This window comes from Aeromonas sp. R2-3, from assembly GCF_040908375.1.
Classification (GTDB): domain Bacteria; phylum Pseudomonadota; class Gammaproteobacteria; order Enterobacterales; family Aeromonadaceae; genus Aeromonas; species Aeromonas veronii.
Genome location: NZ_JBFODP010000021.1, coordinates 61,387 through 88,236 on the forward strand (window position 1 = coordinate 61,387; position 26,850 = coordinate 88,236).

Genomic DNA, 26,850 nt, shown 5'->3' on the forward strand with positions numbered 1-26,850 from the left:
CTGAGCAAGAAAAAGCAAAAAATCAGGGAAGAGCGTACTGCAACAAACGCAGAGGCACACTAATGAATTCAATCCAAAGAGACGAGGCATGACCCCATGAAGCTGCTGGTCGCGATCAAACGGGTAGTCGACTACAACGTCAAGATCCGGGTGAAGGGAGACGGCTCCGACGTGGAGCTCGCCAATGTAAAGATGGGGATCAACCCCTTTTGTGAAATTGCGGTGGAGGAGGGAGTCAGGCTGCGGGAAGCCGGGGTTGCCAGCGAACTGGTGGTGGTGACCTTTGGCCCGGACGCTGCCGCCGAGCAACTGCGCCATGGGCTGGCGCTGGGGGCGGATCGGGCGCTGCATTATGTCACCGATGAGACGCTCACCCCGCTGACTGTCGCCCGCGCCTTGCACAAGGTGTGTGAGCAGGAGCTGCCGGATCTGGTGCTGCTCGGCAAGCAATCCATCGATTCAGACAACAATCAGGTGGCCCAGATGCTGGCTGCTCTCAATGATTGGCCGCTGGCGACCTGCGCGTCAGCCCTCAAGGTGGAAGCGGGGGAACTGCTGGTGACCCGCGAAATCGACGGTGGCCTCGAGACCCTGGGCATGCCTTTGCCTGCGGTGGTGAGCGCCGATCTGCGTTTGAATGAACCGCGTTTTGCCTCGCTGCCCAACATCATGAAGGCCAAGCGCAAGCCGCTTGATAGCGCTCCGTTCTCGACACTCGCCGTTGAGGTGGCCAATCAGACCCGTTTGCTCGGGGTGATGGCACCGCCAGCCCGCAGCGCCGGGGTCAAGGTGGGCTCGGTGGACGAGCTGGTGGACAAACTCAAACACGAAGCGAAGGTGCTGCCATGAGCGTGCTGATCATTGCCGAACATCATCAGGGTCATCTGGCCGACAACGTGGCACAACTGGTCACCGCCGCCGGAGCCATCGGCGGTCAGGTCGACCTGCTGTTGCTCGGGCAGGGGCTGACCGAGGCGGGTGAACAGGCGGCAGCCCTCAGCGGCGTCGACAAGGTGTTGCTTGCCGAACATCCCCTGCTGGCCGACGGGCTGCTGGATGGGGTGGACAAGCTGCTGGCCAGCTGGTGCAAAGGTTACAGCCACTGTCTGATGGCGGCGAGTACCATGGGCAAGGCGTTGCTGCCACAGGTCGCGGCTCGGCTCGGGGTGGAGATGCTCTCCGAGGTGACGGCTATCGAGAGCAGCGACATCTTCCTGCGCCCCATCTATGCGGGCAATGCCATTGCCAGAGTGGCAAGCTCGGCACCCGTCAAGGTGATGACGGTGCGGGCCACCGCGTTTGCCAAGGCGGCGACGGGCGGACAGGCTCTTATCGAGCACTTGGCCGTGCCCGAATTCGCTGGCCGTACCCGGCTGGTCGAGCGCCGCGCGGTGCGCTCCAGCAGGCCCGAATTGACAGCCGCCCGGGTGGTGGTCTCCGGTGGTCGGGCGCTGGGCTCCAAGGCGCAATTTGCTATGATTGAGGCGCTGGCCGACAAGCTGGGCGGCGCGGTGGGGGCATCGCGGGCCGCCGTTGATGCGGGATATGTCGCCAACGATCTGCAGGTGGGGCAGACCGGCAAGGTGGTGGCGCCCGAGCTCTATATCGCGGTCGGTATTTCGGGCGCCATCCAGCATCTGGCGGGGATGAAGGAGTCGAAAGTGATCGTGGCCATCAACAAGGACAGCGACGCCCCCATCTTTCAGGTGGCGGACTACGGGCTGGTGGGGGATCTATTCACCCTGCTGCCTGAGCTCACCGCCAAACTGTAAATTTGTCAGAAATGGCTGAGCTGTGGTCGTTTATGCGCTCTGCCCGCCATTTCTGTGCATGTTCCCTGCAAGCCCTGACCCGTTCAGGGCTTTTTCTACTGCAAGGGGGATGCAGAGTGATGGTAAAAGGTTGAGCCTGCTCCCAAAAAGCCTTTGATCCTGTGGCGGCTCTTGTGTAAAACCTGACAAGTCATCGATTACTCTCATCCACTCACGGAAAGCGTCATGAGCAAACAGATTTACAACTTCTGCGCCGGCCCCGCCATGCTGCCGGTTGAAGTCATGGAGCGCGCCCAGCGCGAATTTTGTAATTTTCAGGGGCTGGGAGCCTCGGTCATGGAGCTTTCCCATCGCGGCAAGCCCTACATGGCGGTTGCCGAGAAGGCCGAAGCGGATCTGCGCGAGCTGCTGGCGGTGCCGGACAACTACAAGGTGCTCTTCATGCACGGTGGCGGCCGCGGTCAGTTCTCCGCCGTGCCCATGAACCTGCTGGGCGGCGCCAACAAGAAGGCGGATTTCCTGCTGACCGGTGTCTGGTCCCAGAGCGCTGTGGATGAAGCCAAAAAGTATGGCGATATCCAGACCTTCCAGGGGGTTGCCAAGAACGAGCAGGGGCTCTCCCACCTGCTGCCGACCCCGGCGTTTCGCGCCGATGCGGCCTATGTTCACTACTGCCCGAACGAAACCATTGACGGCATCGAGATGTTCGACATCCCGGCCACTGGCGAGGTGCCGCTGGTGGCGGATCTCTCCTCCACCATTCTCTCCCGTCCTCTCGATGTGAGCCGCTTTGGCATCATCTATGCCGGTGCCCAGAAAAATATCGGGCCGTCCGGGCTTGCCATCGCCATCGTGCGCGATGACTTGCTGGATCAGGCCAGAGCCGATGTCCCCTCGATTTTCGACTACAAGCTCACTGCCAAGAACGACTCCATGTTCAACACCCCGCCCACCTACGCCTGGTATCTGGCTGGCTTGGTGTTCGAGTGGCTGAAAGAACAGGGTGGCCTCGAGGCGATGGAAGCACGCAACAAGGAGAAGGCCGACTTCCTGTATGACTATCTCGATCAGTCGAGCTTCTATGGCAATCAGGTGGATGTCAGCTGCCGTTCGCGGATGAACATCCCGTTCCAGCTGAAAAATGCCGAGCTGGACAAGCAGTTCCTGGCCGAATCGGAAGCGGCTGGCCTGCTGGCCCTCAAAGGACACCGCATTGTCGGTGGCATGCGCGCCAGCATCTACAACGCCATGCCGCTGGAGGGGGTGAAGGCGCTGGTCAGCTTTATGGATGGCTTTGCCAAGCGCCACGGCTGAGAAGATAGTACCCACGTGCTTGCTGGCGGACTCTCGTGACAACCCGTGAGCCGCTTCCAGCTATTGCATTGATTCAAGACGCCGGAGATACCCCGGCGTCTTTTTTTCAACAGAACCAGCGCGCTGGCGTTTGCCGTGCGATTTCCCCTGAAAGTGCCCTTGCCGAGCGGGACGCAGGCTGTTAACGTCCGGACAGGCGTTTATTTTTGAGATAGCACAGGAAGTCTATGAATTCGTTGCGTTTGGAACCCATTTCTCGTGTGGCCGGTGAGGTCAATCTGCCCGGCTCCAAGAGTGTCTCTAACCGTGCGCTGCTGTTGGCGGCGCTGGCTCGTGGCACCACCCGTCTGACCAACCTGCTCGACAGCGATGACATTCGTCATATGCTGGCTGCGCTGACCCAACTCGGGGTCAAGTACAAGCTCTCCGCCGACAAGACCGAGTGTACCGTGCAGGGTCTGGGTCGCAGCTTTGCGGTGAAAGAGCCGGTCAATCTGTTCCTCGGCAACGCCGGTACTGCCATGCGACCGCTCTGCGCCGCGCTATGCCTCGGCTCAGGTGAATATACCCTGGGCGGCGAGCCGCGCATGGAAGAGCGTCCCATCGGCCATCTGGTGGATGCCCTGCGTGAAGCGGGTGCCCATATCCAGTACCTCAAACACGATGGTTATCCGCCGCTGGTGGTGGATGCCAAGGGGCTGTGGGGCGGCGATGTGCACGTCGATGGCTCCGTCTCCAGCCAGTTCCTGACCGCGTTTTTGATGGCGGCGCCGATGGCTGCCGGTGATACCCGGATCCACATCAAGGGGGAGCTGGTCTCCAAGCCTTACATCGACATCACTCTGCACATCATGAAGCAGTTCGGGGTGGTCATCGAGCACGACAACTACAAGCTGTTCTACATCAAGGGCAACCAGACCTACATCAGCCCGGGTGATTTTCTGGTGGAAGGAGATGCCTCCAGCGCCTCCTACTTCCTCGCGGCCGGTGCCATCAAGGGCAAGGTGCGAGTCACCGGTATCGGCAAGCACAGCATTCAGGGTGATATCCACTTCGCCGACGTGCTGGAGAAGATGGGCGCGCGCATCACCTGGGGCGATGATTTTATCGAGGCGGAGCAGGCACCGCTGCACGGAGTGGATATGGACATGAACCATATTCCCGATGCGGCCATGACCATCGCGGTTGCCGCGCTGTTTGCCGAGGGGCCGACCTCCATTCGCAATATCTACAACTGGCGGGTGAAGGAGACCGATCGTCTGCACGCCATGGCGACCGAGCTGCGCAAGCTGGGCGTCGAAGTGGAGGAGGGGCATGACTTTATCACCGTGACCCCACCGACCCAGCTTAAGCATGCCGATATCGATACCTACAACGATCACCGTATCGCCATGTGCTTCTCGCTGGTGGCGTTGTCGGATACCCCGGTCACCATCAATGATCCCAAGTGCACCTCGAAGACCTTCCCGGATTACTTCGACAAGCTGGCCAGTATCAGCCAGCGTGGCTGATCACTGACAAACCCGTCATCACCGACGCTTCGGGCCCGCGCTGAGCGGGCCTTTTTGCCTTGCTTATCCGCACTTCCATTTCGCTTAGCATCATTTCAATAACTTGCAAGATTGATATATAAAATAGTTTTGTGATTGCTGTAATTTCCTATTTACACATGCCCTGTCGCGGGCTATGTTGAGATTTCCTAATCGCAGTCATCTAGCAGGAAGCCTTGTCATGCAGCATCAAACCGACGACGTTCGTATCAGTGAAATCAAAGAGTTATTACCCCCGGTTGCGGTGCTTGAGAAGTTTCCGGCTACCGAGGTTGCCTCGTCCACCGTTTTTGAATCCCGTCAGGCCATTCACAATATCCTGGCCGGCGAAGATGATCGTCTGCTGGTGGTGATTGGTCCTTGCTCCATCCATGATCCGGTTGCCGCGCTGGAGTACGGCAAGCGCCTCAAGGCGCTGCGCGACGAGCTGAAAGATCAGCTGGAGATCGTGATGCGGGTCTACTTCGAAAAACCGCGTACCACAGTGGGCTGGAAGGGGCTGATCAACGATCCGTACCTCGACAATAGCTGCAAGATCAACGATGGTCTGCGCATTGGTCGCAAGCTGTTGCTGGATCTCAACGACATGGGGCTGCCGACTGCCTCCGAGTTCCTCGACATGATCACCCCGCAATATGTGGCGGATCTGATGAGCTGGGGCGCGATCGGTGCTCGTACCACCGAATCCCAGGTACACCGCGAGCTGGCCTCCGGTCTCTCCTGTCCGGTGGGCTTCAAGAATGGCACTGACGGCACCATCAAGGTTGCCATCGATGCCATTGGCGCTGCCAGTGCGCCGCACCACTTCCTGTCGGTCACCAAATACGGTCACTCCGCCATCGTGGCGACCCGCGGCAACCCGGACTGTCACATCATTCTGCGCGGTGGTCGTGAGCCGAACTACAGCGCCGCCCATGTCAGCGAAGTTGTGAAGGGGCTGGAGAAGGCCGGTCTGCCGCAGAAGGTGATGATCGACTTTAGTCATGCCAACAGCAGCAAGCAGTTCAAGAACCAGATGGTGGTGGCCGAGGATGTGGCCGGCCAACTGCGTGCCGGCAGCAAGGCGGTGTTTGGTGTGATGGTGGAGAGCCATCTGGTGGAAGGTCGTCAGGATCTGGTGGAAGGGTGTGAACTCACCGTCGGCCAGAGCATCACCGATGCCTGCATCGGTTGGGCTGATACCGAAGTGCTGCTGCGCAACCTGGCTGATGCCGTCGCAACCCGTAACGCCCGCTAAAACCATCCCGGTGGCGCTGTTAATGGTCAACGCGCCGCTGGAACATCAACGATGCCGTTCGGCCAAATCGAATCCATAAAGCAAAAGCGCGACCCTCGGGTCGCGCTTTTTCATATGTGAAGTGGATTACCAGCGGTAGGTTTTCAGCAGCGCCTCCAGTTTCTGGCACTGCTCTACCAGCTGAATGCTGGCGAGGTTGGCGGCGTGCGCCTGACCCAGGGTGTCGTTGGAGGTGTTGCGAATATCGCTCACCGAACTGTCTACCTCATGGCAGACCCTGTCCTGTTCTTCGGCCGACTGGGCCATCTGGGCGTTGAGGTCGTTGATGCGGGCGATGCGCTCGATGATGTTCTGCATGGCTGCCAGGGTCGCTTCGGTCTTGCTGATGCTCTCATCGGCTTTGCTTTTTGCATCCCCGATCACCGTAACTGCGCTCTGGGCTTCATTTTGCAGGGCGGCGATCATCTGGGAGATCTCTTCGCTGGCGGCGCGGCTGCGGTTGGATAGGGCCCGTACTTCATCGGCCACCACCGCAAAGCCACGGCCTTGCTCACCTGCCCGGGCCGCTTCAATTGCAGCGTTAAGGGCCAGCAGGTTGGTCTGATCGGCAATCCCCTTGATCACCTCGAGCACACCGTCAACCGCCAGGCAACGGCTGTCGAGCTGCTGGATCACCTGATCCACCCGATCAATCTCTGCCGACATCTCGCCCATATCGGTGATGGAGTGCTGGGCGAGGCGGCTGGTGTCGGCGGCATCCTGATTGGTGAGGGCGGAGAGCTCGGCGCTGTGGCGGGCATGTTCGCGCACTTCATGAGAGCTGGCGGCCAGCTCGCTGACGGCGGCGGCAACCTGAGTGGTCATCCCCTCTTGCTGGCGGGCCGAGTTTTCGGTCTGGGTCGCGACCTGACGGATCTGGTTCGACTCCTGATAGAGCTGGTGGGTCGCCCCTTCCACCTCCTGCAGGCTGTGGCGGAATCCCTGCACCATGTCATTGACGGCGCGGGTCATCTGGCCCAGTTCATCCCGGCTGTGATTGACCAAGGGGAGGGCGAGGTCGCGCTCTTTGGCCATCCGGATCATGGTGAGCTGCAGCTGGCGCAGTGGGTGTTTCACGTAGCGTTGCAATACCCACCAGAGCAAGCCGAAGCCAATGCTGAAGACGGCGGCCAGGCTGCCGCTCAGGATCAGGTTGTTGTGGCGGATCTCGCCGAAGGTGTGGCTGAGGTCATAACTGATCCGCACTGCCCCCATCACTGTTCCTTCATTGACCTGGTGACAGGTGAGGCACTGGGTGCCGCGATACTCCTTGTAGGCTTTGAACGGTTTGATCAGGGTGAGCCGGTTGCCCTGCTGCTCCAGGATGGCTTCGCCCTGATTGATGGCACGCTCATCGAGGGGGTCCTGCGCTTTCTGATCCGGGTGACCCGGGCCAAACAGGTTGCTGACGGCCGGCGCGCGCACCAGACGGGCCTCAACGATGCCCGCTTCACTCTTGAGTTTGGTCTGCACTATCTGCCGGTTGGCCATGCCACCTGTCATCATCAGCACGTTCACCTGATCCATATAGGTGTTGGCCATGCTCTCAACTTTCTCCTCTGCCAGCCGGATGGCGAGATCCCGTTGCAGCCAAGCGGAGAGTTCGAAGCAGAGGCCAAAGGTGGTGCTGATGACCAGCGCAAGAGGGAGGAATATTTTCCAGTTCAAGGAGAGGTTATGCATTTTGGGCAAGTTCCATGCGCTTGGTGTTGTTATGTGATCCCGTATCATCTTGATCGTAGACGAAGAAACGGCGGGAGATGGTTCTCTATCGGCACACGATAACCACTCTTGAGTAAATAATCTGTTAAGCAGATCGGTAATACAGGTTGCCAAAATGCCTTTCGGGAGGGGGGCTGCTCCTCGGGTTGATCCAGAACAAAATGCCAGTAACGATAATCGTTATCATTGTCATTATTTGCTGATAATAGTGACCATCATGAATCTGACCCCTTCCATGACCGGTATTGCCACGCCGGATCCCCTCAAGTTTGCTTTTAGCGCCAAGACCTCGGCTCACGCCAGTCGGGGAGGGATGCGCCCCTTCCCGTTGGATGAGGCTGGCTGGCAGAGCTGGTGGCAGCGAGAGAGTGAAGCTGAGGAGCGTGCCCTCTACATCCATATTCCGTTTTGCCGAAAGCGCTGCAGCTTCTGCAATTTCTTTGAAAATGGCGCCAATCCGGCGCGGATCAACCGCTATGTCAACGCCCTCTGTACCTCTCTTGCGCAGGCGGCTGACACCCCGCTGGCGCAGAGCATGCCGTTTTCAGCCGTCTATGTAGGGGGCGGTACGCCGACCGACATGAGCGCCGACGAGCTGGCCATGCTGGCCGCCGTGATCCGCCGTTTTCCGTTGTCGGCCGATGCCGAGGTGACGCTGGAGGGGCGGCTCAACGGCTTTGATGATGAGAAATGGCAGGTGGCGCTGGCGGGGGGCTTTAACCGCTTCTCCTTCGGGGTGCAGAGCTTTGATACCCGGGTGCGTCAGCAGGCGGCCCGTTTCGATGACAGGGAGACGCTGCTGACCCGTCTGGGTGATCTGACCCGGGATGATGCGGCTGTGATCGTGGCGGATCTCATCTTTGGTCTGCCCGGTCAGGATGATGCCGTGTGGCAGCAGGATATCCGCGATGTGATAGCGAGTGGTGTACACGGGGTCGATCTCTACCAGCTCATCGCCATGCAGGGCACCAATCTGGAGCGGGCGCAGGAGAAGGGCACTCTGGATTGGCTCGCCGATGGCCAGCAGCGGGCGGCCATGTATGCCTATGGCGGGGCGCAACTGGAAGCTCACGGCTGGGAGCGTCTCTCTTGCAGTCACTGGCGGCGCAGCCCGGCCGAGCAGAGTCGTTATAACCAGATGGCCAAGCGCGGTGCGGAGATCCTCCCCTTTGGCGCCGGTGCTGGGGGCAGCATTCTTGGCCACGGCTTGATGTATGGACGGGATCTGGCCCCCTGGCATGACGCGTTGGCCAGTGGCAAGCGGGCGCCCGGGATGGTGATGGGACGCAATCCCAATGCAAGGATGGACGGTCTGCTGCGTGGCGCCCTCGACAGTGGCGTGCTGGCGCTGGATCGTCTGCCAGCGCCTTTGCTGACCCATCTGATGCCGCTTTTTGCCGCCTGGCAGCAGCACGGGCTGGCCGAGATCGAGAACGCACGGTTGCAACTCACCCTCGCCGGCCGCTTCTGGAACGTCAATATGCAGGCTGGCTTGTTCGAGTTCTTGCAGCTCAATCCGCTCGATGGTTCAGCGCCGCCCAGCCATGGTACTGCCGCGGTACGCCATTCGCTGGTTTGAGCCCGAGCGGAGCATTTGCACGGAGCACTTGCATGGCTCCGAGCGATCCATAACGAAAGAGGGAGCCTTGCAGGCTCCCTCTTTTGGCTTGGCAGTTAGCGTCGCGCGAGCTTACTCGTCGCTGCTCTCCTGATAGCTGTCGCGCATTGCTTTGGGCAGACGGCGCATCGGCGCAAAGCCGATATCCTCGCCCACCACTTCCCGCTTGCGGGACTTGTTTTGAGGAGACTGGGCGGGATTTTTGCTGGCGTCACCCTTGGCTTTGCCCTTGCCCGCGGCTGGCTTGCCCTTGGCATTGCTGCTCTTGGCGTTGGCATGACCGCGAGACCGAGGCGGGTTCTGTACCGGCTTGCTGCCCGGCAGAGTCTGGCGACTCGGCTTGCCGCTTGGCTCATACCCTTCCAGGATCTCCACGGACAGGGATTGGCCGATCAGGGCTTCGATCGCCTTGAGCTGACCCAGCTCGTCCTGGCTGACCAGCGAGATGGCCTCGCCGCCACGACCGGCGCGGCCGGTACGGCCGATACGGTGGATGTAATCCTCCGCCATCTGCGGCAGTTCAAAGTTGATCACGTAGGGCAGTTGATCGATGTCCAGACCGCGGGCGGCGATATCGGTCGCCACCAGCACCCGCACCTCGCCACTGCGAAAATCGGCCAGCGCCCGGTTGCGGGCTCCCTGGCTCTTGTCACCATGGATCGCCACGGTATTGAGACCATCTTTTTGCATCTGCTGGGCGAGGCGGTCGGCGATCTGCTTGGTGCGAACAAACACCAGTACCCGCTGCCAGTTGCCACGGCCAATCATGTGGGAGAGCAGCTCGCGGCGGCGTTCCCGATCTACCTGAATGATGCGCTGGGTCACCTGCTCGGCGGCAGTATTGCTGGGGTCCACCTCGATCAGGGTGGGATCATTGAGCAGATCATCGGCCAGCGCCTTGATGTCGTTTGAGAAGGTGGCAGAGAAGAGCAGGGTTTGCCGCTCTGCAGGCAGCGCCTTCATGATGCGGCGGATGTCGACGATAAAACCCATGTCGAGCATGCGATCCGCTTCATCCAGCACCAGCACTTCCAGCTGGCTCAGGGTCAGGGCGCCCTGGGTCAGCAGATCCAGCAGACGGCCCGGGGTGGCGACCAGAATGTCCACCCCCAGCTTGATGGCGTCCAGATTGGGCTTGATGCTGACACCGCCATAGGCGATCAGAGTCTTGAACGGCAGGTGGTGGGCATACTTGATGATGCTCTCGCCCACCTGTGCCGCCAGTTCACGGGTCGGGGTCAGTACCAGTGCGCGCACCTGACGACGGCCACGACCGTGGTTGGCCAGCAGACGCTGCAACATCGGCAGGGTGAAACCGGCCGTTTTGCCTGTGCCTGTCTGAGCGCCGCCGAGCACATCCTGACCGGCCAGAATGGCCGGAATCGCTTGCTGCTGGATGGGGGTTGGCTGTTCGTAACCCAGCTCCTTGACGGCCCGCAGAATATGCGGAGACAGACCCAGTTCGTTGAATGACATGTTCGAGAGAAACTCCTGAGATGAGCCTTTGGCTCAACGGGCAGCCAGCATGTTGGGGCCAGCCACGATATGGAAAAGATAACGGGGCCGTAATATAGCAAAAGAGCGGCCGCTGCGCAGTAGCTGTCGCACCGGCCGCCATACAATCGTTCAGCGCAGTGGCGTAAAATGGCTCAGGAGAGTCAGAGTATCTCGCGGATCAGCTCGGCCAGACTCTCCGGTTTGGCCTGGGGGGCGAAACGCTCCACCACGTTGCCATCGCGGTCTATCAGGAACTTGGTGAAGTTCCATTTGACGTTTTCCAGCCCAAGAAAGCCCGGTTTCTGTTGCTTGAGCCACTGGTAGAAGGGGTGGGCATGCTCACCGTTGACATCGCACTTGGCCATGATGGGGAAGGTGACCGGATAGTCGAGGGAGCAGAAGCGGGCGATCTCGTCCGCATCCCCCGGCTCCTGCTGACCGAACTGGTTGCAGGGGAAGCCCAAAATCACCAGCCCCTTGGGGCCGAGCTCCTGATAGAGCGTTTCCAGCCCTTCATATTGGGGAGTAAAGCCGCAGCGACTGGCCACATTGACCACCAGCACCACCTTGCCCGCCAGTTGAGTCAGCGGGTAGGGGGTACCATCCAGTCGTTGCAAAGTGAGATCGGGCAGAGGCATAAGAAGGTCCTTTCGTGGGTGATGCGCGGGTTGTGCCGTGAGTGGTTCGGTCGGTGACAGAGACAAGCGCCGGATGAACAGCAACATGGCGATGCGGATACGGTATCGGCTGGCTCTTGGTACCGCAAGGAGGCCGCGGCGCCTCCTCGTCCCGATTGCAAGGGTCATCACAGTTTCGACAGCCAATACGCTCCTTGGCAGAGCGGGATCACAACTGGCGACAAAAACGCGGGGAGGCGGGCAGCAACTCGCGTATTGATGTTGGGACTTCTCAAGAGAAGCAAACCGGTTTGTGACTTTGCCGGTAAGTCGCTACAAAGCGCCCTCTCTCCACTCATTGTGAGCCAATCTTGGACTATCAAGCTGCCATGGATGCCATTTACACTCGGGGATGGGTGATAGTGGATGATTTTTTGACCGCCGCCGAGGTGGATGCCCTCAAAGCCTGTTTGCCAGGCGAATGGCAACCGGCCGGGATCGGCCGTGACGCCCTGCATCAGGGCAATCCCGACATTCGCCGTGACCAGATCCACTGGCTGGAGCCCTCCCTCGGTGCGCCGGTGGCCGACTACCTCGCCCGGATGGAGTCCCTGCGTCTTGCCGCCAACCGGATGCTGATGCTGGGATTGTTCGACTACGAGGCCCACTTCGCCCGCTATCGCAGCGGGGATTTTTACGCCACCCATCGGGATGCCTTTGCCGGTCGCTCCAACCGCCGTCTTACCACCGTGTTTTACCTCAACAACGACTGGCTGCCCGAAGCGGGTGGAGTGCTGCGCATGTATGACGACAAGGAGCAGTTTCTGATGGATGTCAGCCCCAAGGGGGGGCGGCTGGTCATGTTTCTCTCCGAGGAGTTTCCCCACGAGGTGCTGCCTGCCAATCGTGAGCGCTACAGCATTGCCGGCTGGTTTCGGGTCAATGGCAACGGCATGGGAAGGGTCGATCCCCCGCGCTGAGGGGCAATGTGTCCCGATTTTGACACAGGGAAGACTTTTCACTGCAAGAAGTGGGGTCATGGGTCTCCCATCAGCTGACAAGGGTTGATCTCCCTTGCTACACTTGCGCGCACTTATGTTCGTATCTGGCTTCGTCCGGTTTTTATGGTGGTTGGCTTATCAAATGGTCATGACGAGGCCGCTTTTCCCAAGGGATCACATCTAATGAAGAACATGCATGTCTTGCTGCTGTGCGGCGGCGGTGGCTCCGAGCACGAGGTTTCTCTGCGCAGCGCCAATTTCCTCGAGCAACAACTGGGCCTTCTGCCCGGTGTCGAAGTGACCCGCGTCGAGATGTTCGCCGATCGCTGGCTCAGTGCCGATGGCCGCGAGTGCAAGCTGGGGCTCGACAAGCTGCTTTCGTTCGACAGCGTGGCCCGTCCGGTGGATTACGTGGTGCCCTGCATCCACGGCTACCCGGGTGAGACCGGCGATCTGCAATCCTTCCTCGAGCTGGCCGGATTGCCTTATCTCGGTTGCGATGCCGAGGCGAGCAAGATCTGCTTCAACAAGATCAGCACCAAGCTGTGGCTCTCCGCCATCGGTATTCCCAACACCCCGTACCTGTTCCTGACCGAGCAAAATGAGGCGGCGCTCGCCGAGGCCAAAGCCGCGCTGGCCAAGTGGGGCAAGGTCTTTATCAAGGCCGCTTCCCAGGGCTCTTCCGTTGGCTGCTACTCCGCCAGCAACGAAGCGGATCTGGTAAAGGGCATTGCCGACGCCTTCGGTTACTCCGAGCAGGTTCTGATCGAGAAAGCGGTCAAGCCGCGCGAGCTGGAAGTGGCGGTTTACCAGTACGGTGACGAGCTGGTGGCCACCTATCCGGGCGAGATCTGCGTGCCGCAGGACAAGTTCTACACCTATGAAGAGAAGTACAGCAGCGCCAGCCATACCGAGACTGCACTGCGTGCCGAGGGGCTGACCCAGGCGCAGGCCGATGCGATCCACGAGTATGCCCTCAAGGCGTTCCGTCAGCTGAAACTGACCCATCTCTCCCGCATCGACTTCTTCCTGACCGAGGAGGGGGAGATCCTGCTGAATGAAATCAACACCTTCCCGGGCATGACCTCCATCTCCATGTTCCCGAAACTGCTGGAGCATCACGGTCACCGCTTCGCCGACTACCTTGAGCAGATCCTGCGCAAGGCCAGCTAAGCGTGCTCTCCCGCTCGCGGGATGAAGCAGAACCCAATAAAAAATCCCCGCCAATCGGCGGGGATTTTTTTATGTCTTTATCAAGCGGGGCAGGCCAGCTTGAAGGGATAAACAGGCGGGGAGGGGATGACTCTTCCCCGCCTGTTGCTACCTGTGGGTGTTACAGGCGGTTAGCCGCGAGCCACCCGAAAGCGCACGCTGCGGGAGTGGCACGGCGCCAGCTCGCCAAACTCGCCAGCGGCCAGTTCAAGGGGCAGGGGCTGCTCGTCCATCCGCACCGCTTGCCAGTCGCTCAAGGTGTGCTGGCTGGTCACTTTGCCACCCTTCAGCACAGCCTGCTCGCTCGGGTTGTAGACCCGGATCACTAGCGCCTCTTCATCCTCGGCTTTTTTCAGGGCACTCAGCACCGGACCGGAGGGATCCATGGTGAGCAGACTGAAGTGGAGCGGAGTGGTGAAGCTCGCCTTGTTGAGCTTCATGGCATCGAACGGGATCTTGTTGTAGCAGCGCACCGGGGTGAGGTAGCTGCGCGCCGCCTGCATCACGTTGGCGCTGATGTGATCACCGGCAAACGCCAGCAGGCTGAAACGGCAGCTGAGCTTGCCACGCACCTGGGAGTCCGGGGTGGGCAGCTTGATGCCGGAGGGGCGACCCGGGCGCAGCAGCAGCTCCTCTTTACCGAGTACGCCGACCCCGCGCAGCAGGGTGAGTGCCAGGGTGTCGCACTGCTCGCCGATCACCTCAAATTCGCGCAGACCATCGCTCAGTACCGCCAGCCCCTGCTTGCCATCTTGCAGGGCGACAAAGTTCATCAGCTGCCAGACCGGAATGGGGGCCTCTTTCCACCCCTCTGCCTCCCAGTTCGCCATGGCGCTGTCGCGGGTGGGGCGGGTGATGCAGCCAAACTGGTTGTCGGAGACCACGGTGTCGCTCGGGAAGGGGGTGGGGATCAGCACCCGCACCCGGTGATCATCGGCCTGATTGTCGAGCTCCAGCTCGATATCGATGCGCGGACTCTGATGCGCCAACGTGATGCGGCAGGTGACATCGAGGTGGCCGCTGCACTGGCGGTTGGCCCGCTCTGCGAGGTTGGCAGGCAAGGCCATACGCAGTTTGAGAGTGGCGATGCTCTGCCATGCCTGATGGGTGACTTCGCGGGTCACCGCAAACTCGGTGGAGTAGCGCAGCCACTCCTCGCGCGATGGCGAGTAGTCATACTCGTCGCCATCATCGGAGCCCTCTTCGAGCGTGAGCACCTGATCGAACGTGGTGCCGCGCAGCTTGTCCAGGATCTGCAAGGTGCCGTTGTTATTGAGGGCGATGCGGTAAAAATCGTTCTCCAGCAGCTCGCCGCTGGCCGTCACCAGCTGCTCCACTCCCGGCTGGTTGCCCTCGATATGCAGGGTGCAGTAACCCATGGAGGGCAGCGGATGGCAGAGCTGGATGTCGTACTCCATAAAGGGGTCGTAGTTGCCGTAGTGCACGATCTGTCTGTCCACCAGACCCGGGTCAATCTCGCGTCTGGCGCGGATGAAGTAGGGGACCGGTTGGCCCGCTTCATCGCGCAGTGCAAAGGATTGGGCGCGAATGCGGATGCTGGTATTGATCACCTCCTGACGGGGGAAGGGCATCAGGTTGAACAGGCAGAGTTTGTCGGCCACCTGCATGCCGTCTTCGCACAGTGCCACCGGCATGTTGTCGACAATCTTGCGCATGTAGAAGCGGATCAGGTTCTCGGCCATGTCGTCGGCCAGAATGAAGCGGGTCATCACCTCCTGATGCACCTTGTCGCTGCAGCAGCAGCCGATGCTGTCGTGGGCGTGGTTCTTCATGATCTCCTTCCACATCTTCTCCAAAAGCCCGTGGTGGTACTCAAAGCCGAGCGCCCAGGCGATGCTCGCCAGCGGCTCGAGGATGTTGACGATCTTGTTCTCGATGGCGGCGTGGGCCAGCTTGATGTCCATCCGGGTGGAGGAGATGGTGCGGTGTACCCGCATGTATTTGCCGTCGTTGAACTCCCCCTTGAGGGTGGCCAGCTGATCGCGGCACGCCTCGATGCGCTCGAAGACCTGCTCGAAGCGGCTCATGTGGAATTCCCGCTGGGGGTAGATCTCCCGCAGCTTGTCGATGATGGCGAAGATGTTCTGTTGCAGCGGCATCTGGTCATGGCCGTTGGGTAGCAGGATATCCTGAGTGACCGAGGCTTTCTCCAGCACCTCGAAGTAGGATTCGAGCCGCTTGCGCAGGCCCGCTTCATCTTCCGGCAGATACTTGCCGATGGCGTAGCCGAGCGGCAGTACCTGGGCGGTCACCTCGCTGCCATCGTTGCTCTGCCAGAGGAACTCGGTCTTGTCGGTACCGTGACGCTCTGAGCAGCCGCGCCAGAACATGGCACGATCGATCCCGAAGCCGTTGAAGATGTGGGGCAGTTGGGAAGACATGCCGAACGAATCGGGCAGGTAACCGATCTTCATCGGCTCGCCAAGGCTGAGGCTATCGCGCATCCCGTAGAGCAGGTTGCGCAGGATGGACTCGCCGCTCACCTGCATGGTGTCGGTCTGGGTGTACCAGGGGCCGATGATGAGCTTGCCCGCTTCCACCAGCGCCTTCACCCGGGCCTTGTTCTCGGGCTGGATGGCGAAGTAATCCTCCAGCACCGCGGTCTGGCCGTCGAGCACATAGAACTTGTAGTCAGGGTCGGATTCAAGCCGCGCCAGGATCTCCGCCATGTTGTTGACCAGCAGGATGCGGGACTCCTCGGTGGTGAAGTACCACTCCCGATCCCAGTGCATGTGCGGCGTGATGTGAACTCGTGAAACTGTCATGACAATGATCCTTTGCTGACGCACGGCGGCCCTTGCCTGCCGTGCGGAAAAATAGTCTGTTGAAAAAGTGGTGGTGAAGATGAGCCTTACTCTGCGGCAACCACCTGATAGGTGCCGCGTTGCATGGCGTGACGGCGCCAGCCGATCAGCACCACAGTGGAGATAAGGGTGCCCACCAGCGCCGCACCAAGCCAGACGGCGGCAGCCATCAGGGCGCCGTGGCCGCCATCGTGGAGCAGGAAGAGGGAGAAGATGCCAGCCCCCGGGGTGGAGAGACCAATCCCCATGGCTCCCACCATGGCGCCGGTGACCACCGAGCCTGCGAGGAAGGAGCCGATCACCCGGATTGGATCTTCGATGGCCATTGGAATGGCGCCCTCGGTGATCCCTGCCAGCCCCAGCAGCCAGGTCGACTTGCCGGTCTCGATCTCGAAGGTCTGGAACAGGCGTGGCGCCAGCAGGGTGGAGAAGGTCACGGTAAAGGCCGAGACCATCTTGACCGCGCCGAAGATGGCGTAGGGGCCGTAGACCCCGTTGGCCATGGCGCCGAGGCAGAAAGCGTAGGCCGCCTTGTTGACCGGGCCACCCAGGTCAAACGAGCACATAAAACCGAGCAGGGCGCCCAGGACCAGCGCATTGGTGCCGGAGAGGCCATTGAGCCACTCGGTGAGGCTGTTGTTGAGCCAGGCTACCGGCTGGCCGATGACAAACAGCATCAGGCTGCCCGCCACCAGGGTGCCGATCACCGGATAGAGGTAAAAGGTGAGAAAGCCGTTGAAGTTGGGGCTCAGACGCACATGCTGCTTGACCCAGCGCATCAGGTAACCGGCGATAAGACCACCGACCACACCGCCGAGAAAACCGGAGCCAATCATGTTGGCGGCCAGCCCCGCCGCAAAGCCCGGGCCCAGCGCCGGTTTGTCTGCCAGCGAGTAGGCGGTATAGGCCGCCAGCACCGGCACCATCAGGGTGCCCAGCATGCCACCGCCCAGCTTGCGATACATCCAGAGCCAGGAGTTCTCGGTATCAAACAGATGTTGCAGGCCGAAGATCTGGGCCAGCAGCACAGAGACGGCGAGCACGGTACCGCCCGCCACGATCAGCGGCACGGCAAAGGAGATGCCGCTCAGCAGCGCCTGCTTGAGCTCGGTCTTGAGGCCCACCTTTTTGCCGGTCGGCGCATCGCTCTGGCTGGGGTTGGGCGTCGGGGCGGTGCGACCGGCCTTGGCCGCTTCCAGCGCATCATTGAGGATCCGCTCGGCATGGCGAATGGGCTCGGCCACCGGCGTCTCGATCCGGGGGATACCGGAAAAACGCTCCTGCTCCTTGATGGCCACCTCGGCGGCGAAGATGCAGGCTACCGCAGCATCGAGCGCCTCTTGCGGCAAGCGATCCTCGATGCCGTTGGCACCCTGCTTCTCGACCAGTACCCGAATACCCAGCTTGCGCCCCGCCTTTTCCAGATACTCGGCGGCCATATAGGTGTGGGCGATCCCCGCCGGGCAGGCGGTGACACAGACCACTGTGGGTTTATTTGTATCTGATTTATCTTCTTTTTCTGGTAGCTTGCCACTATCCCCCTCACCATCAAGCAGCGCCATCAGTTGCTCGGCACTTTGGGCTGCCAGCACCGCCTCGCGGGTATCGTCATCCACCAGGGCGGTGGTGAGGGTGGTGAGCAGCTGCATATGGGTGGAGCCCGCCTGATCGGTCGGGATCGCCAGCATGAAGATCAGGTTGACCGGCTCGGGGCCGTCGATCCCCTCCCAGCCCAGCTCCTCGCTCAGGGTGGCGACGGCAAAGGCCGCTTCACGCACCGCATCGCACTTGCCGTGGGGCACCGCCAGCCCTTCGCCAAGGGCGGTGGGGCCCTGTGCCTCGCGGGCCATGACAGCAGCCAGAAAGGCAGCCTTGTCGTGCAGCTTGCCGGCCTGATCGAGCCGATCAGCCAGGGCATGAATGGCCGCATCCCGATCGGCAAACCGGGTTTGCAACGTGATGAGATGGGGGCCGGTAAGACTGGTCAGATTCATGATGATCCTCTGTCAGGTTGGCTTGCCAGCAAGCCGTCATGGTGAAAGTGACAGCGATGCTAACAAACCGGCCGACTGATTTTTGTGAGTGATATCATACAATTCGTTATTTGTATTATTTTTGTATTGTTTGTTCAAGGTGATTTGTTAGGTCAAATGAGGCCGAGCCGTTTTGTCTGCCGGGCAAATGGGGTAGAATGGCGCCTCTTCCATTTATCATGGTGCAGAGCCGACGAGGTGGCCTTTCGTGTCGAAAAAACCCATGTATCGCCAGATAGCCGACACCATCCAGCAGTGGATTGCGCAAGGGGAGCTGGCCCCCGGCGATGCCCTGCCCACCGAAGCCGAGCTGCGCGAGCAGTTTGGGGTGAGCCGGGTGACGGTGCGTCAGGCTCTCAAGCAGCTGACCGAACTCAACGTCATCGAGAGCATTCAGGGCAGCGGCAGCTATGTGCGGCAGGAGAAGGTGAACTACGACATCTATCAGCTCACCAGCCTCTATGAGAAGGTGACCGATCCGGCGGCCGAGACCCACAGCGACATTCTCGCCTTCGAGGTGATCAAGGCGAGCAGCGAACTGGCCGAGCGGCTCAATCTGCTGGAAGGGGCGCTGGTCTACTACGTCAAGCGGGTGCGCTTTATTCGCCAGATTGCGGTGACGCTGGAGGAGACCTGGATGCCGCTCGCCCTCTTCCCCGATCTCAGCTACGCGGTGATGCAGGGCTCCAAGTACCACTACATCGAAGAGGTGAAGCAGCTGGTGATCGACCGCAGCGAGCAGGAGATCATTCCGGTGCTCCCCTCGGCGCAGGTGGTGGAGGCGCTCGGTATCGATCCTGCCAAGCCCATTATCGAGAAGGTCTCCCGTGGCTTCCTGCAAGATGGCACCGTGTTCGAGTTCAGTCGCAACTTCTTCAAGAGCGATGACTACAAGTTCACTCTGGTGGCGCGCCGTACCAAGGGGTGAGCGGTTGCCAGCACCCGAGATAAAAAAGGCCACCACCGTGTTTACGGTGGTGGCCTTTGTTTTTGGCTGATTGCCAGGCTGAATAGCAGATTGGCTGGTGGTTTGATGCAGCCGACCTACTGCGCAGAGTCTTTGATAACTTCCTCGACCCGCACCTGCAGGCTTCCTTGCGCCAGGGTGGTGATGAGCTGATCGCCATTGTTGACCTGATCGGCGCGGCTGATGACTTCACCACGCGCAGTGCGGGTGATGGAGTAGCCGCGCCCCAGAGTGGCGAGCGGGCTCACCCCGTCGAGGCGGGCGGTGAGCATGGCGAGGCGGTGACTAGCAAGATCTTGCCGCTTGGCAATCAGGGCATAGAGCCGCTCCTCGGCCAGCTGATGGCGGCGCTTGCCAGCTGCCAAGAGGCGCTCCGGACTCTTGCCCTGCAGGCGCAGCTCAAGGTTGGTGAGGCGCCGCTCACCCTGATGCAGCCGCTGGCGCAATAGCTGTTGCAAACGGGTGGAGAGCTCGTCGAGGCGCTGGGACTGCTGCTCCAGCCGCCGCTTCGGATCCTGATGGTCGAGCCGCTTTTGCAGCAGGATGAAATCGTGGCGGGCGGCGGTCTGCTGGCGGCTCATCGCCTGCAGCAGTCGCTGTTTGAGGTGAACCAGACGCTGGGCACGGGCGCTCTGATCTGGCGCCACCAGCTCGGCAGCAGCCGATGGGGTAGGGGCGCGCAAGTCGGCGGCAAAGTCGCTGATGGTGACATCCACCTCGTGGCCCACCGCGCTCACCACAGGTATGGCGGAGTGGGCAATGGCGCGCGCCACCGCCTCTTCGTTAAAGCACCAGAGATCTTCAAGCGACCCGCCGCCACGCCCGACGATCAGCACATCCACCTCGGCGCGCTGGTTCGCTTTGGCGATCGCCGCGACGATCTGGCTGATGGCAGCGCTGCCTTGTACCTGAGTCGGGTAGATAAAGACTGGTAGATCCGGCGCACGCCGCTTGAGCACGGTGAGCATATCGTGCAAAGCCGCGCCGGTGGCGGAGGTGATAAGGCCCACCGCCCGCGGTTCGCGGGGCAGCGGCCGCTTGCGACTCTCGTCAAACAACCCCTCGGCGCCGAGGCGGCGCTTGAGCTCTTCAAAGCGCAGCGCCAGCACGCCATCGCCCGCCGGCTGCATCGACTCGATGATCAGCTGGTAGTCGCCGCGCGGCTCATAGAGGGAGACCCGCGCCTGCACCAGTACCTGCATGCCATCCTGCGGGCGGAAGGCCACCCGCCGGTTGTTGCCCTTGAACATGGCGCAGCGCACCTGCGCCGACATGTCCTTGAGGGAGAAGTACCAGTGGCCGGAGCTTGGCATCGCCAGATTGGAGAGCTCGCCGGTCAGCCACACCAGCCCCAGATCCTGCTCCAGGATCATGCGCACGGCGCTGTTGAGGCGGGTGACAGTAAAGACCTGCTGCTCGCGGCCGCTCGCCGCACTGGATGGGGTAAATCGGTTCAAAGGCGTACCTGTGGTCTGCTCCGGCGGGGCCGGGATAAAACGATGGCCGCTATCTTAACCCGAAACAGGGGGAGGGCGCTAAGCAGGAGGCGCCAGCAGCAGAAAAGCAAGATTGGAAACGCTGCCGTTTATTCGGGCAGGCAGTATGGCTCCCGATAAAAGCCCTCGTGCTTGCCTGCATCTGGCCAAGTCGCGGCTTGCCTAGATGCCGTTGATCTCTCAGGTGTTGCTGATGTTCACGGCGCCACCATCTTGACCAACGTTTACTCGCCCCCTGTTTGGAGTAGCTTATGAATCCCTCAACCCACTTAACTTTGACGACCCGTTTGCTGCACTGGTCGGTTGCCTTGCTGATGATTGGCCTGACCCTTGTCGGTTATCTGATGGTGAAATTTGAAATATGGGGTCTCTATGCCCTGCATAAATCTCTGGGGGTGATTGCACTGATCTTGATCCTGCCCCGCGCCATTCTCCGCCTTGTTAGAGGGTGGCCTGAGCCTGTGCGTCAATATCCTGTTTACGAGGCATTGGCAGCCAGGGCGATCCACTGGGGTTTGCTGATTTCAACGCTGCTTATTCCGGTGTCCGGTCTCTGTTATTCCGCAGCGGCTGGCCGAGGTGTCGCGATATTTGGCTGGTCTATTATCCCGATGAATCCAGATATTCATGATCCTGCCAACGTGATTCCATTCAGTGAATCCGTTCGGGATATTTCCCACACAATCCATATTTATTTGCCATATGTCATGCTGGCATTTTTGTTGGTGCACATTGTCGGGGCGTTGAAACATCATCTGCTGGATAAAGATAATACATTTCTGCGGATGGTGGGGCGAAAATAATAAAGATAGGCAACCCTTGTTGTGCCAGAAAATATATATTGGCAGCGGGCGAAATTTATTATCCAGACCGAGCAAAGGACATTGAGAAGAGAATGATACCGGTGCGAGTGGTCGCCGCGAGGGCAAGAGACAATACAAGGACACAATACAAGGGGAGGGTGGTCAGAGGCCGCTTGCCCCCTGAGCCCCTGTCGATCATCCCTTTGCATGGGGGTTGCGCTGCGTCGGCACCTACCGGTTTTGCATAAATCACCGGCTAGCCAACTCTTTTGCCCTGAAATGGCGCTTTTCGTACTGATAATCTTGGTTTTTTGGCGTTTTGGCCGCCTAAAAGAGGGCTATGCCATAAAAAATTCAAAAAACTTCTTTACCAGTGACCAATGCGTGAGTAAACTTCGTCGGCAATATTTTACACCCCCACTTCCTCAACGGTGAGATATTGCCATGCTCAGGATTGCCAAAGAAGCGTTAACCTTCGACGATGTACTGTTGGTTCCCGCCCACTCCGAAGTTCTTCCCAATACTGCCGATCTGCGTACCAAGCTGACCTCCGCCATCAGCTTGAACATCCCGATGATCTCCGCTGCCATGGACACAGTGACCGAAGCCCGTCTGGCTATCGCACTGGCCCAGGAAGGCGGTATCGGCTTTATCCACAAGAACATGTCCATCGAGCAGCAGGCTGCCGAAGTGCGCAAGGTCAAGAAGTACGAGAGCGGCGTGGTCACTGACCCCGTTACCGTGCGCCCTGACATGACCATCGCCCAAATCAAGGAGCTGAGCCACAAGAATGGCTTCGCCGGTTACCCCGTGGTGACTGACGGCAATCAGCTGGTCGGTATCATCACCGGCCGTGACGTGCGCTTCGTGATTGACCTCTCCCAGACCGTTGAACAGATCATGACCCAGAAAGATCGTCTGGTCACCGTGCGTGAAGGGGCCCCTCGCGAAGAGGTGGTTGCCCTGATGCAAAAGCACCGTATCGAAAAAGTGCTGGTGGTGAACGCCGACTTCAAACTCAAGGGCATGATCACCGTTAAAGATTTCCAGAAAGCCGAGCGCAAGCCCCATGCCTGTAAAGATGACAAGGGGCGTCTGCGGGTCGGTGCTGCGGTCGGTGCCGGTGCTGGCAACGAAGAGCGCGTCGCCGCGCTGGTGGAAGCCGGTGTTGACGTGCTGCTGATCGACTCCTCCCACGGCCACTCCCAGGGCGTGCTGGATCGCATCAAGGCTACTCGTGACGCCTATCCGGATCTGCAGATTATCGGTGGCAACGTGGCGACCGCCGCGGGCGCCAAGGCGCTGGCAGCTGCCGGTGTCAACGCCGTCAAGGTCGGTATCGGCCCGGGCTCCATCTGTACTACCCGTATCGTGACAGGCGTGGGCGTGCCCCAGATCACTGCCATCTCCGACGCCGTTGATGCGCTGGAAGGCACCGGTATTCCGGTGATTGCCGATGGCGGTATCCGCTTCTCCGGCGACATCGCCAAGGCCATTGCCGCGGGCGCCAGCTGCGTCATGGTCGGTTCCATGTTCGCCGGTACTGAAGAAGCGCCGGGCGAGATCGAGCTCTATCAGGGTCGCTCCTTCAAATCCTACCGTGGTATGGGTTCCCTGGGCGCCATGTCCAAAGGCTCCAGCGACCGCTACTTCCAGACCGACAACGCCGCCGACAAGCTGGTGCCGGAAGGCATCGAAGGTCGCGTGCCGTACAAGGGCCGCCTCAAAGAGATCATCCATCAGCAGATGGGCGGCCTGCGCTCCTCCATGGGCCTGACCGGCAGCGCCACCATCGACGACATGCGCACCAAGGCAGAGTTCGTGCGCATCTCCGGCGCCGGGATGAAAGAGTCCCACGTCCACGATGTGACCATTACCAAAGAAGCCCCCAACTATCGGATGGGCTGATAAAACGGGGCCCTGCGCCCCGTTTTTCCACCCTTTTTTTATCCCGTGCCCTTTGTGACAACATCAGCCTGATGCAGGAATAAAATGACTAAAGACATTCACCAGCACCGTATCCTTATCCTCGACTTCGGTTCCCAGTACACCCAGCTGATCGCCCGCCGTGTGCGCGAAATCGGCGTCTACTGCGAACTGTGGGCCTGGGACGTAACCGAAGAGCAGATCCGCGAATTCAATCCCAGCGGCATCATCCTCTCCGGCGGCCCCGAGTCTGTCACCGAAGCGGGCAGCCCGCGCGCCCCCGAGTATGTGTTCAACGCCGGTGTCCCTGTGTTCGGCATCTGCTACGGCATGCAGACCATGGCCGAGCAGCTGGGTGGCAAGGTGCAATCCTCTACCGAGCGTGAATTCGGTTACGCCAAGGTGGAAGTGCTGGGCGAAGCTGGCAAGAGTAGTGCGCTGCTGCGCAACATCGAAGATGCCATCGCCGACAACGGCAATGCCCTGCTGGATGTCTGGATGAGCCACGGTGACAAGGTCACCACCATTCCGGCCGACTTCACCACCATCGCCCAGACCCCGACCTGCCCGCACGCGGCCATGGCCAACGAAGCCAAGCGCTTCTACGGCGTGCAGTTCCACCCGGAAGTGACCCACACCCGTCAGGGTGCCCGCATGCTGGAGCACTTCGTCAAAGACATCTGTGGCTGCGAATGCCTCTGGACCCCGGCCACCATCATTGACGACGCCGTTGCCCGCATCCGCGAGCAGGTGGGTGACGATGAAGTGATTCTCGGCCTCTCCGGCGGTGTCGACTCCTCCGTGGTCGCCATGCTGGTGCACCGCGCCATCGGCGATCGCCTGACCTGCGTCTTCGTTGACAATGGTCTGCTGCGTCTGAACGAAGGCGAGCAGGTGATGGAGATGTTTGGCGATCACTTTGGTCTGAACATCATCAAGGTTGAAGCGGAAGAGCGCTTCCTCTCTGCCCTGGCCGGTGTGGACGAGCCGGAAGCCAAGCGCAAGATCATCGGCCGCGTCTTCGTCGAAGTGTTTGATGATGAAGCGAAAAAGCTGAAAAACGCCAAGTGGCTGGCACAAGGCACCATCTACCCGGACGTTATCGAATCCGCTGCCAGCAAGACCGGCAAAGCCCACGTCATCAAGTCTCACCACAACGTCGGCGGCCTGCCGGAAGAGATGAAGATGGGTCTGGTCGAGCCGCTGCGCGAGCTGTTCAAAGACGAAGTGCGCCGCGTTGGCCTCGAACTGGGTCTGCCCTATGACATGCTCTACCGTCACCCGTTCCCGGGTCCGGGTCTGGGCGTGCGCGTCCTTGGCGAAGTGAAGAAAGAGTACTGCGATATTCTGCGCCGCGCCGATGCGGTCTTTATCGAAGAGCTGCGCAAAGCCGACCTCTACAACCAGGTCAGCCAAGCGTTCGCCGTGTTCCTGCCGGTGCGCTCCGTTGGTGTGATGGGCGATGGTCGCAAATATGACTGGGTCATTGCGCTTCGCGCCGTCGAGACCATCGACTTTATGACCGCCCACTGGGCTCACCTGCCGTACGACTTCCTCGGTCACGTATCGAATCGCATCATCAACGAGATCAACGGTATCTCCCGCGTGGTGTACGACGTCTCCGGCAAGCCGCCCGCAACCATCGAATGGGAATAAGCGGCTCGCGCCCTTCTGCCCTTCGAGCATAAAAATGCAAAAAGACGCCCTTGAGGCGTCTTTTCTTTTTTCAATCGTTTGCGCCACATATCTTCTTTTTTCGAGCAGCTTTTTCGCCACCTTGCCCCTGTCATATGTGACAGGGGCATTTTTGCCATCCCGCACTAGGCTCTCTCATGCCAATTGAGCCCGCTGTCAACAGCGGCTTGTGGCAAGGGGGAGGGCTGATCCAGGTGCAGATAGCTGCGCAAATTTGCTCATCGTCATCGCGCCAACCGGCAGTGATGGCACCCCGGTGGAGACCGGAAACCACTTGAATCAACGGGGCGCAGCCCGAACGGCCAAACGAGTCGGGATCATAGAGCACGGAGAGTTTGATATGTCAGAACAAGCAGTGTTGGTGGGTGGATGGACCGCATATCACAAGCTGACCGCCGAGGATCAGGCGGTATTTGATCAGGCGCTGAAAGGATTTGTCGGGGTACAATACACCCCCTTTGAAGTCTCCACCCAGGTGGTGGCTGGCACCAACTACCGCTTCAAGTGCAAGAGTACTGTGCCGCTTGCCAAACCGATCCATGGCGAAGCCGTGGTGCAGATCTTCAAATCACTGGACGGGGATGCCCATATCACCTCCATCACCCCGATCTGATTGGGTGCGGGGCAAGGCGGGGAGGGGGAAAGCTCTCAACCGGTTAGCTCCAGACTCCAGATAAAAGAAAGACGCCTTAGGGCGTCTTTTCTTTATCTATGCTCCGGCACTGCTGATATGTGGCCAGTATTTGTACTTATTGATTAATTTGTTGATCTTGCTCAGGAAACTATCATCATCTGCTTTTGCTTATCTGTCTTGCTCGCTAGGATATCCGTCTGGATATGACCTCTTTGAAGTCACCAATGAATCAGAACAGAGACTTCGCGTGGCTCAAAAGCAGTAAATTGGAGGGGCGGATGCCCTGCGATGCAGGCGGAGTACCCTTAGATCTACGTTATTCTTTTTGGAGGCAGCCATGCCAGATATGACATTGATCACCACAGCTTTAAACGGAATTAAAACTGCTACCGACATTGCACGCTTTCTCAAAGACAGTGACTTCTCACTGGAAAAAGCGGAACTCAAGTTAAAACTAGCAGATTTAGTTGGTGCTTTAGCTGATGTAAAAATGGAATTAGCAGAAATCCATGAAACGATCGCGCAGAAGGACAAAAAGATTGAAGAATTGGAGAGTGCTTTTCAAAGTAAAGATTCTTTAATTCGACATATCGATGCATTTTATGAAGTGGACGAAGCAGGAAATCCACATGGGATTGCGCACTGTCTAAAATGCTGGGAAATTGAGCATAAAAAGCGTCCTCTAATTAAAAAGGCGACGAACCGCCACATCCATGTATGTCCCGCATGTGCTCATGAGTACGCAGATTGGCGATCACAACCAATAGAAGGGAAGCCCGAGTAGGCACTAACAATGCGCTCAATTGCTGCTCGCAAATAGCTAATCGCCAAGAGCCTCGCTTTTAATAGTCCGTTAGCTTAATCGTTATGTACATATTTTTAATATGCTGTA

The 26,850-nt window shown here is 59.5% G+C and carries 20 protein-coding genes; 14 read left to right on the forward strand and 6 right to left on the reverse strand.

Annotated features, from left to right (window positions below; genetic code table 11):
• Positions 1-96 precede the first annotated feature (96 nt).
• The 5 genes from AB5Z02_RS10120 (at position 97) to aroG (ending at position 5,873) form a co-directional block, all read left to right on the forward strand.
• Entirely contained in the window at positions 97-849 is a 753-nt protein-coding gene (locus AB5Z02_RS10120) for an electron transfer flavoprotein subunit beta/FixA family protein (RefSeq protein ID WP_368215931.1), read from the forward strand.
• Positions 846-1,772 (forward strand): electron transfer flavoprotein subunit alpha/FixB family protein, encoded by a 927-nt coding sequence (locus AB5Z02_RS10125; RefSeq protein ID WP_368215932.1) that lies wholly within the window; start codon positions 846-848, stop codon positions 1,770-1,772. The genes AB5Z02_RS10120 and AB5Z02_RS10125 overlap by 4 nt, the downstream gene beginning before the upstream one ends.
• Positions 1,773-1,997: 225 nt before the next feature.
• On the forward strand, positions 1,998-3,086 hold the full coding sequence (serC, locus tag AB5Z02_RS10130) for a 3-phosphoserine/phosphohydroxythreonine transaminase (protein WP_368215933.1): 1,089 nt from the start codon (positions 1,998-2,000) through the stop codon (positions 3,084-3,086).
• A gap of 227 nt (positions 3,087-3,313) precedes the next feature.
• The gene (gene aroA, locus AB5Z02_RS10135; protein ID WP_159158784.1) at positions 3,314-4,597 is read left to right on the forward strand and encodes a 3-phosphoshikimate 1-carboxyvinyltransferase; all 1,284 of its coding nucleotides are present in this window, start codon (positions 3,314-3,316) and stop codon (positions 4,595-4,597) included.
• Positions 4,598-4,817: 220 nt separating this feature from the next.
• Positions 4,818-5,873 carry a 3-deoxy-7-phosphoheptulonate synthase AroG gene (gene aroG, locus AB5Z02_RS10140; protein WP_042080388.1) on the forward strand — a complete coding sequence of 352 codons (1,056 nt, stop codon included), beginning with the start codon at positions 4,818-4,820 and terminating at the stop codon, positions 5,871-5,873.
• Positions 5,874-5,999: 126 nt separating this feature from the next.
• On the opposite strand, the gene AB5Z02_RS10145 is transcribed toward aroG, so the two are convergent.
• The gene (locus AB5Z02_RS10145) at positions 6,000-7,595 is read right to left on the reverse strand and encodes a methyl-accepting chemotaxis protein (RefSeq protein ID WP_064336256.1); all 1,596 of its coding nucleotides are present in this window, start codon (positions 7,593-7,595) and stop codon (positions 6,000-6,002) included.
• Positions 7,596-7,851: 256 nt separating this feature from the next.
• Here AB5Z02_RS10145 and hutW point away from each other — a divergent pair, with 256 nt between their 5' ends.
• Positions 7,852-9,213, forward strand: coding sequence for a heme anaerobic degradation radical SAM methyltransferase ChuW/HutW (gene hutW / locus AB5Z02_RS10150; RefSeq protein WP_368215934.1), 1,362 nt, complete (start codon positions 7,852-7,854; stop codon positions 9,211-9,213).
• A gap of 111 nt (positions 9,214-9,324) precedes the next feature.
• Here hutW and AB5Z02_RS10155 read toward each other — a convergent pair whose 3' ends face one another.
• Positions 9,325-10,728 carry a DEAD/DEAH box helicase gene (locus AB5Z02_RS10155; protein ID WP_167567691.1) on the reverse strand — a complete coding sequence of 468 codons (1,404 nt, stop codon included), beginning with the start codon at positions 10,726-10,728 and terminating at the stop codon, positions 9,325-9,327.
• A gap of 182 nt (positions 10,729-10,910) precedes the next feature.
• Positions 10,911-11,387, reverse strand: a complete 477-nt coding sequence (locus AB5Z02_RS10160; protein ID WP_368215935.1) for a glutathione peroxidase — start codon at positions 11,385-11,387, stop codon at positions 10,911-10,913.
• 350 nt (positions 11,388-11,737) lie between these two features.
• Between AB5Z02_RS10160 and AB5Z02_RS10165 the strand changes: the two genes are divergently transcribed.
• Positions 11,738-12,346 carry a 2OG-Fe(II) oxygenase gene (locus AB5Z02_RS10165; protein ID WP_058057456.1) on the forward strand — a complete coding sequence of 203 codons (609 nt, stop codon included), beginning with the start codon at positions 11,738-11,740 and terminating at the stop codon, positions 12,344-12,346.
• A gap of 204 nt (positions 12,347-12,550) precedes the next feature.
• Positions 12,551-13,540, forward strand: a complete 990-nt coding sequence (locus AB5Z02_RS10170) for a D-alanine--D-alanine ligase (protein ID WP_058057457.1) — start codon at positions 12,551-12,553, stop codon at positions 13,538-13,540.
• A gap of 170 nt (positions 13,541-13,710) precedes the next feature.
• On the opposite strand, the gene mngB is transcribed toward AB5Z02_RS10170, so the two are convergent.
• Positions 13,711-16,365 carry a mannosylglycerate hydrolase gene (gene mngB / locus AB5Z02_RS10175; protein ID WP_368215936.1) on the reverse strand — a complete coding sequence of 885 codons (2,655 nt, stop codon included), beginning with the start codon at positions 16,363-16,365 and terminating at the stop codon, positions 13,711-13,713.
• Positions 16,366-16,451: 86 nt separating this feature from the next.
• Positions 16,452-18,398 carry a PTS 2-O-a-mannosyl-D-glycerate transporter subunit IIABC gene (mngA, locus tag AB5Z02_RS10180; protein ID WP_368215937.1) on the reverse strand — a complete coding sequence of 649 codons (1,947 nt, stop codon included), beginning with the start codon at positions 18,396-18,398 and terminating at the stop codon, positions 16,452-16,454.
• A 247-nt stretch (positions 18,399-18,645) separates the two neighbouring features.
• Here mngA and AB5Z02_RS10185 point away from each other — a divergent pair, with 247 nt between their 5' ends.
• Positions 18,646-19,365 (forward strand): GntR family transcriptional regulator, encoded by a 720-nt coding sequence (locus AB5Z02_RS10185; protein ID WP_005360030.1) that lies wholly within the window; start codon positions 18,646-18,648, stop codon positions 19,363-19,365.
• Between the two features lie 116 nt (positions 19,366-19,481).
• Here the strand turns inward: AB5Z02_RS10185 and xseA are convergent, their stop codons facing one another.
• On the reverse strand, positions 19,482-20,861 hold the full coding sequence (gene xseA / locus AB5Z02_RS10190) for an exodeoxyribonuclease VII large subunit (protein WP_368215938.1): 1,380 nt from the start codon (positions 20,859-20,861) through the stop codon (positions 19,482-19,484).
• A 290-nt stretch (positions 20,862-21,151) separates the two neighbouring features.
• On the opposite strand from xseA, the gene AB5Z02_RS10195 reads away from it, so the two are divergent.
• The 5 genes from AB5Z02_RS10195 to AB5Z02_RS10215 all read left to right on the forward strand — a co-directional run bounded on the left by AB5Z02_RS10195 (position 21,152) and on the right by AB5Z02_RS10215 (position 26,742).
• Complete coding sequence (locus tag AB5Z02_RS10195; protein ID WP_368215939.1) at positions 21,152-21,703, forward strand: cytochrome b; 552 nt, start codon at positions 21,152-21,154, stop codon at positions 21,701-21,703.
• Positions 21,704-22,147: 444 nt separating this feature from the next.
• Positions 22,148-23,611 carry an IMP dehydrogenase gene (gene guaB, locus AB5Z02_RS10200; protein ID WP_005360033.1) on the forward strand — a complete coding sequence of 488 codons (1,464 nt, stop codon included), beginning with the start codon at positions 22,148-22,150 and terminating at the stop codon, positions 23,609-23,611.
• An 84-nt stretch (positions 23,612-23,695) separates the two neighbouring features.
• Positions 23,696-25,285 carry a glutamine-hydrolyzing GMP synthase gene (gene guaA, locus AB5Z02_RS10205; protein ID WP_040066364.1) on the forward strand — a complete coding sequence of 530 codons (1,590 nt, stop codon included), beginning with the start codon at positions 23,696-23,698 and terminating at the stop codon, positions 25,283-25,285.
• A gap of 379 nt (positions 25,286-25,664) precedes the next feature.
• Entirely contained in the window at positions 25,665-25,937 is a 273-nt protein-coding gene (locus tag AB5Z02_RS10210; RefSeq protein ID WP_268011769.1) for a hypothetical protein, read from the forward strand.
• 358 nt (positions 25,938-26,295) lie between these two features.
• Positions 26,296-26,742, forward strand: coding sequence for a hypothetical protein (locus AB5Z02_RS10215; protein ID WP_194496296.1), 447 nt, complete (start codon positions 26,296-26,298; stop codon positions 26,740-26,742).
• Positions 26,743-26,850: the final 108 nt, after the last annotated feature.

What these genes read in the sequence shown, in the direction of transcription:
- AB5Z02_RS10120 (WP_368215931.1), top strand. Translation starts at nt 97, where the DNA reads ATGAAGCTGCTGGTCGCGATCAAACGGGTAGTCGACTACAACGTCAAG.
- AB5Z02_RS10125 (WP_368215932.1), top strand. Translation starts at nt 846, where the DNA reads ATGAGCGTGCTGATCATTGCCGAACATCATCAGGGTCATCTGGCCGAC.
- serC (WP_368215933.1), top strand. Translation starts at nt 1,998, where the DNA reads ATGAGCAAACAGATTTACAACTTCTGCGCCGGCCCCGCCATGCTGCCG.
- aroA (WP_159158784.1), top strand. Translation starts at nt 3,314, where the DNA reads ATGAATTCGTTGCGTTTGGAACCCATTTCTCGTGTGGCCGGTGAGGTC.
- aroG (WP_042080388.1), top strand. Translation starts at nt 4,818, where the DNA reads ATGCAGCATCAAACCGACGACGTTCGTATCAGTGAAATCAAAGAGTTA.
- AB5Z02_RS10145 (WP_064336256.1), bottom strand. Translation starts at nt 7,595, where the DNA reads ATGCATAACCTCTCCTTGAACTGGAAAATATTCCTCCCTCTTGCGCTG.
- hutW (WP_368215934.1), top strand. Translation starts at nt 7,852, where the DNA reads ATGAATCTGACCCCTTCCATGACCGGTATTGCCACGCCGGATCCCCTC.
- AB5Z02_RS10155 (WP_167567691.1), bottom strand. Translation starts at nt 10,728, where the DNA reads ATGTCATTCAACGAACTGGGTCTGTCTCCGCATATTCTGCGGGCCGTC.
- AB5Z02_RS10160 (WP_368215935.1), bottom strand. Translation starts at nt 11,387, where the DNA reads ATGCCTCTGCCCGATCTCACTTTGCAACGACTGGATGGTACCCCCTAC.
- AB5Z02_RS10170 (WP_058057457.1), top strand. Translation starts at nt 12,551, where the DNA reads ATGAAGAACATGCATGTCTTGCTGCTGTGCGGCGGCGGTGGCTCCGAG.
- mngB (WP_368215936.1), bottom strand. Translation starts at nt 16,365, where the DNA reads ATGACAGTTTCACGAGTTCACATCACGCCGCACATGCACTGGGATCGG.
- mngA (WP_368215937.1), bottom strand. Translation starts at nt 18,398, where the DNA reads ATGAATCTGACCAGTCTTACCGGCCCCCATCTCATCACGTTGCAAACC.
- AB5Z02_RS10195 (WP_368215939.1), top strand. Translation starts at nt 21,152, where the DNA reads ATGAATCCCTCAACCCACTTAACTTTGACGACCCGTTTGCTGCACTGG.
- guaB (WP_005360033.1), top strand. Translation starts at nt 22,148, where the DNA reads ATGCTCAGGATTGCCAAAGAAGCGTTAACCTTCGACGATGTACTGTTG.
- guaA (WP_040066364.1), top strand. Translation starts at nt 23,696, where the DNA reads ATGACTAAAGACATTCACCAGCACCGTATCCTTATCCTCGACTTCGGT.
- AB5Z02_RS10210 (WP_268011769.1), top strand. Translation starts at nt 25,665, where the DNA reads ATGTCAGAACAAGCAGTGTTGGTGGGTGGATGGACCGCATATCACAAG.
- AB5Z02_RS10215 (WP_194496296.1), top strand. Translation starts at nt 26,296, where the DNA reads ATGCCAGATATGACATTGATCACCACAGCTTTAAACGGAATTAAAACT.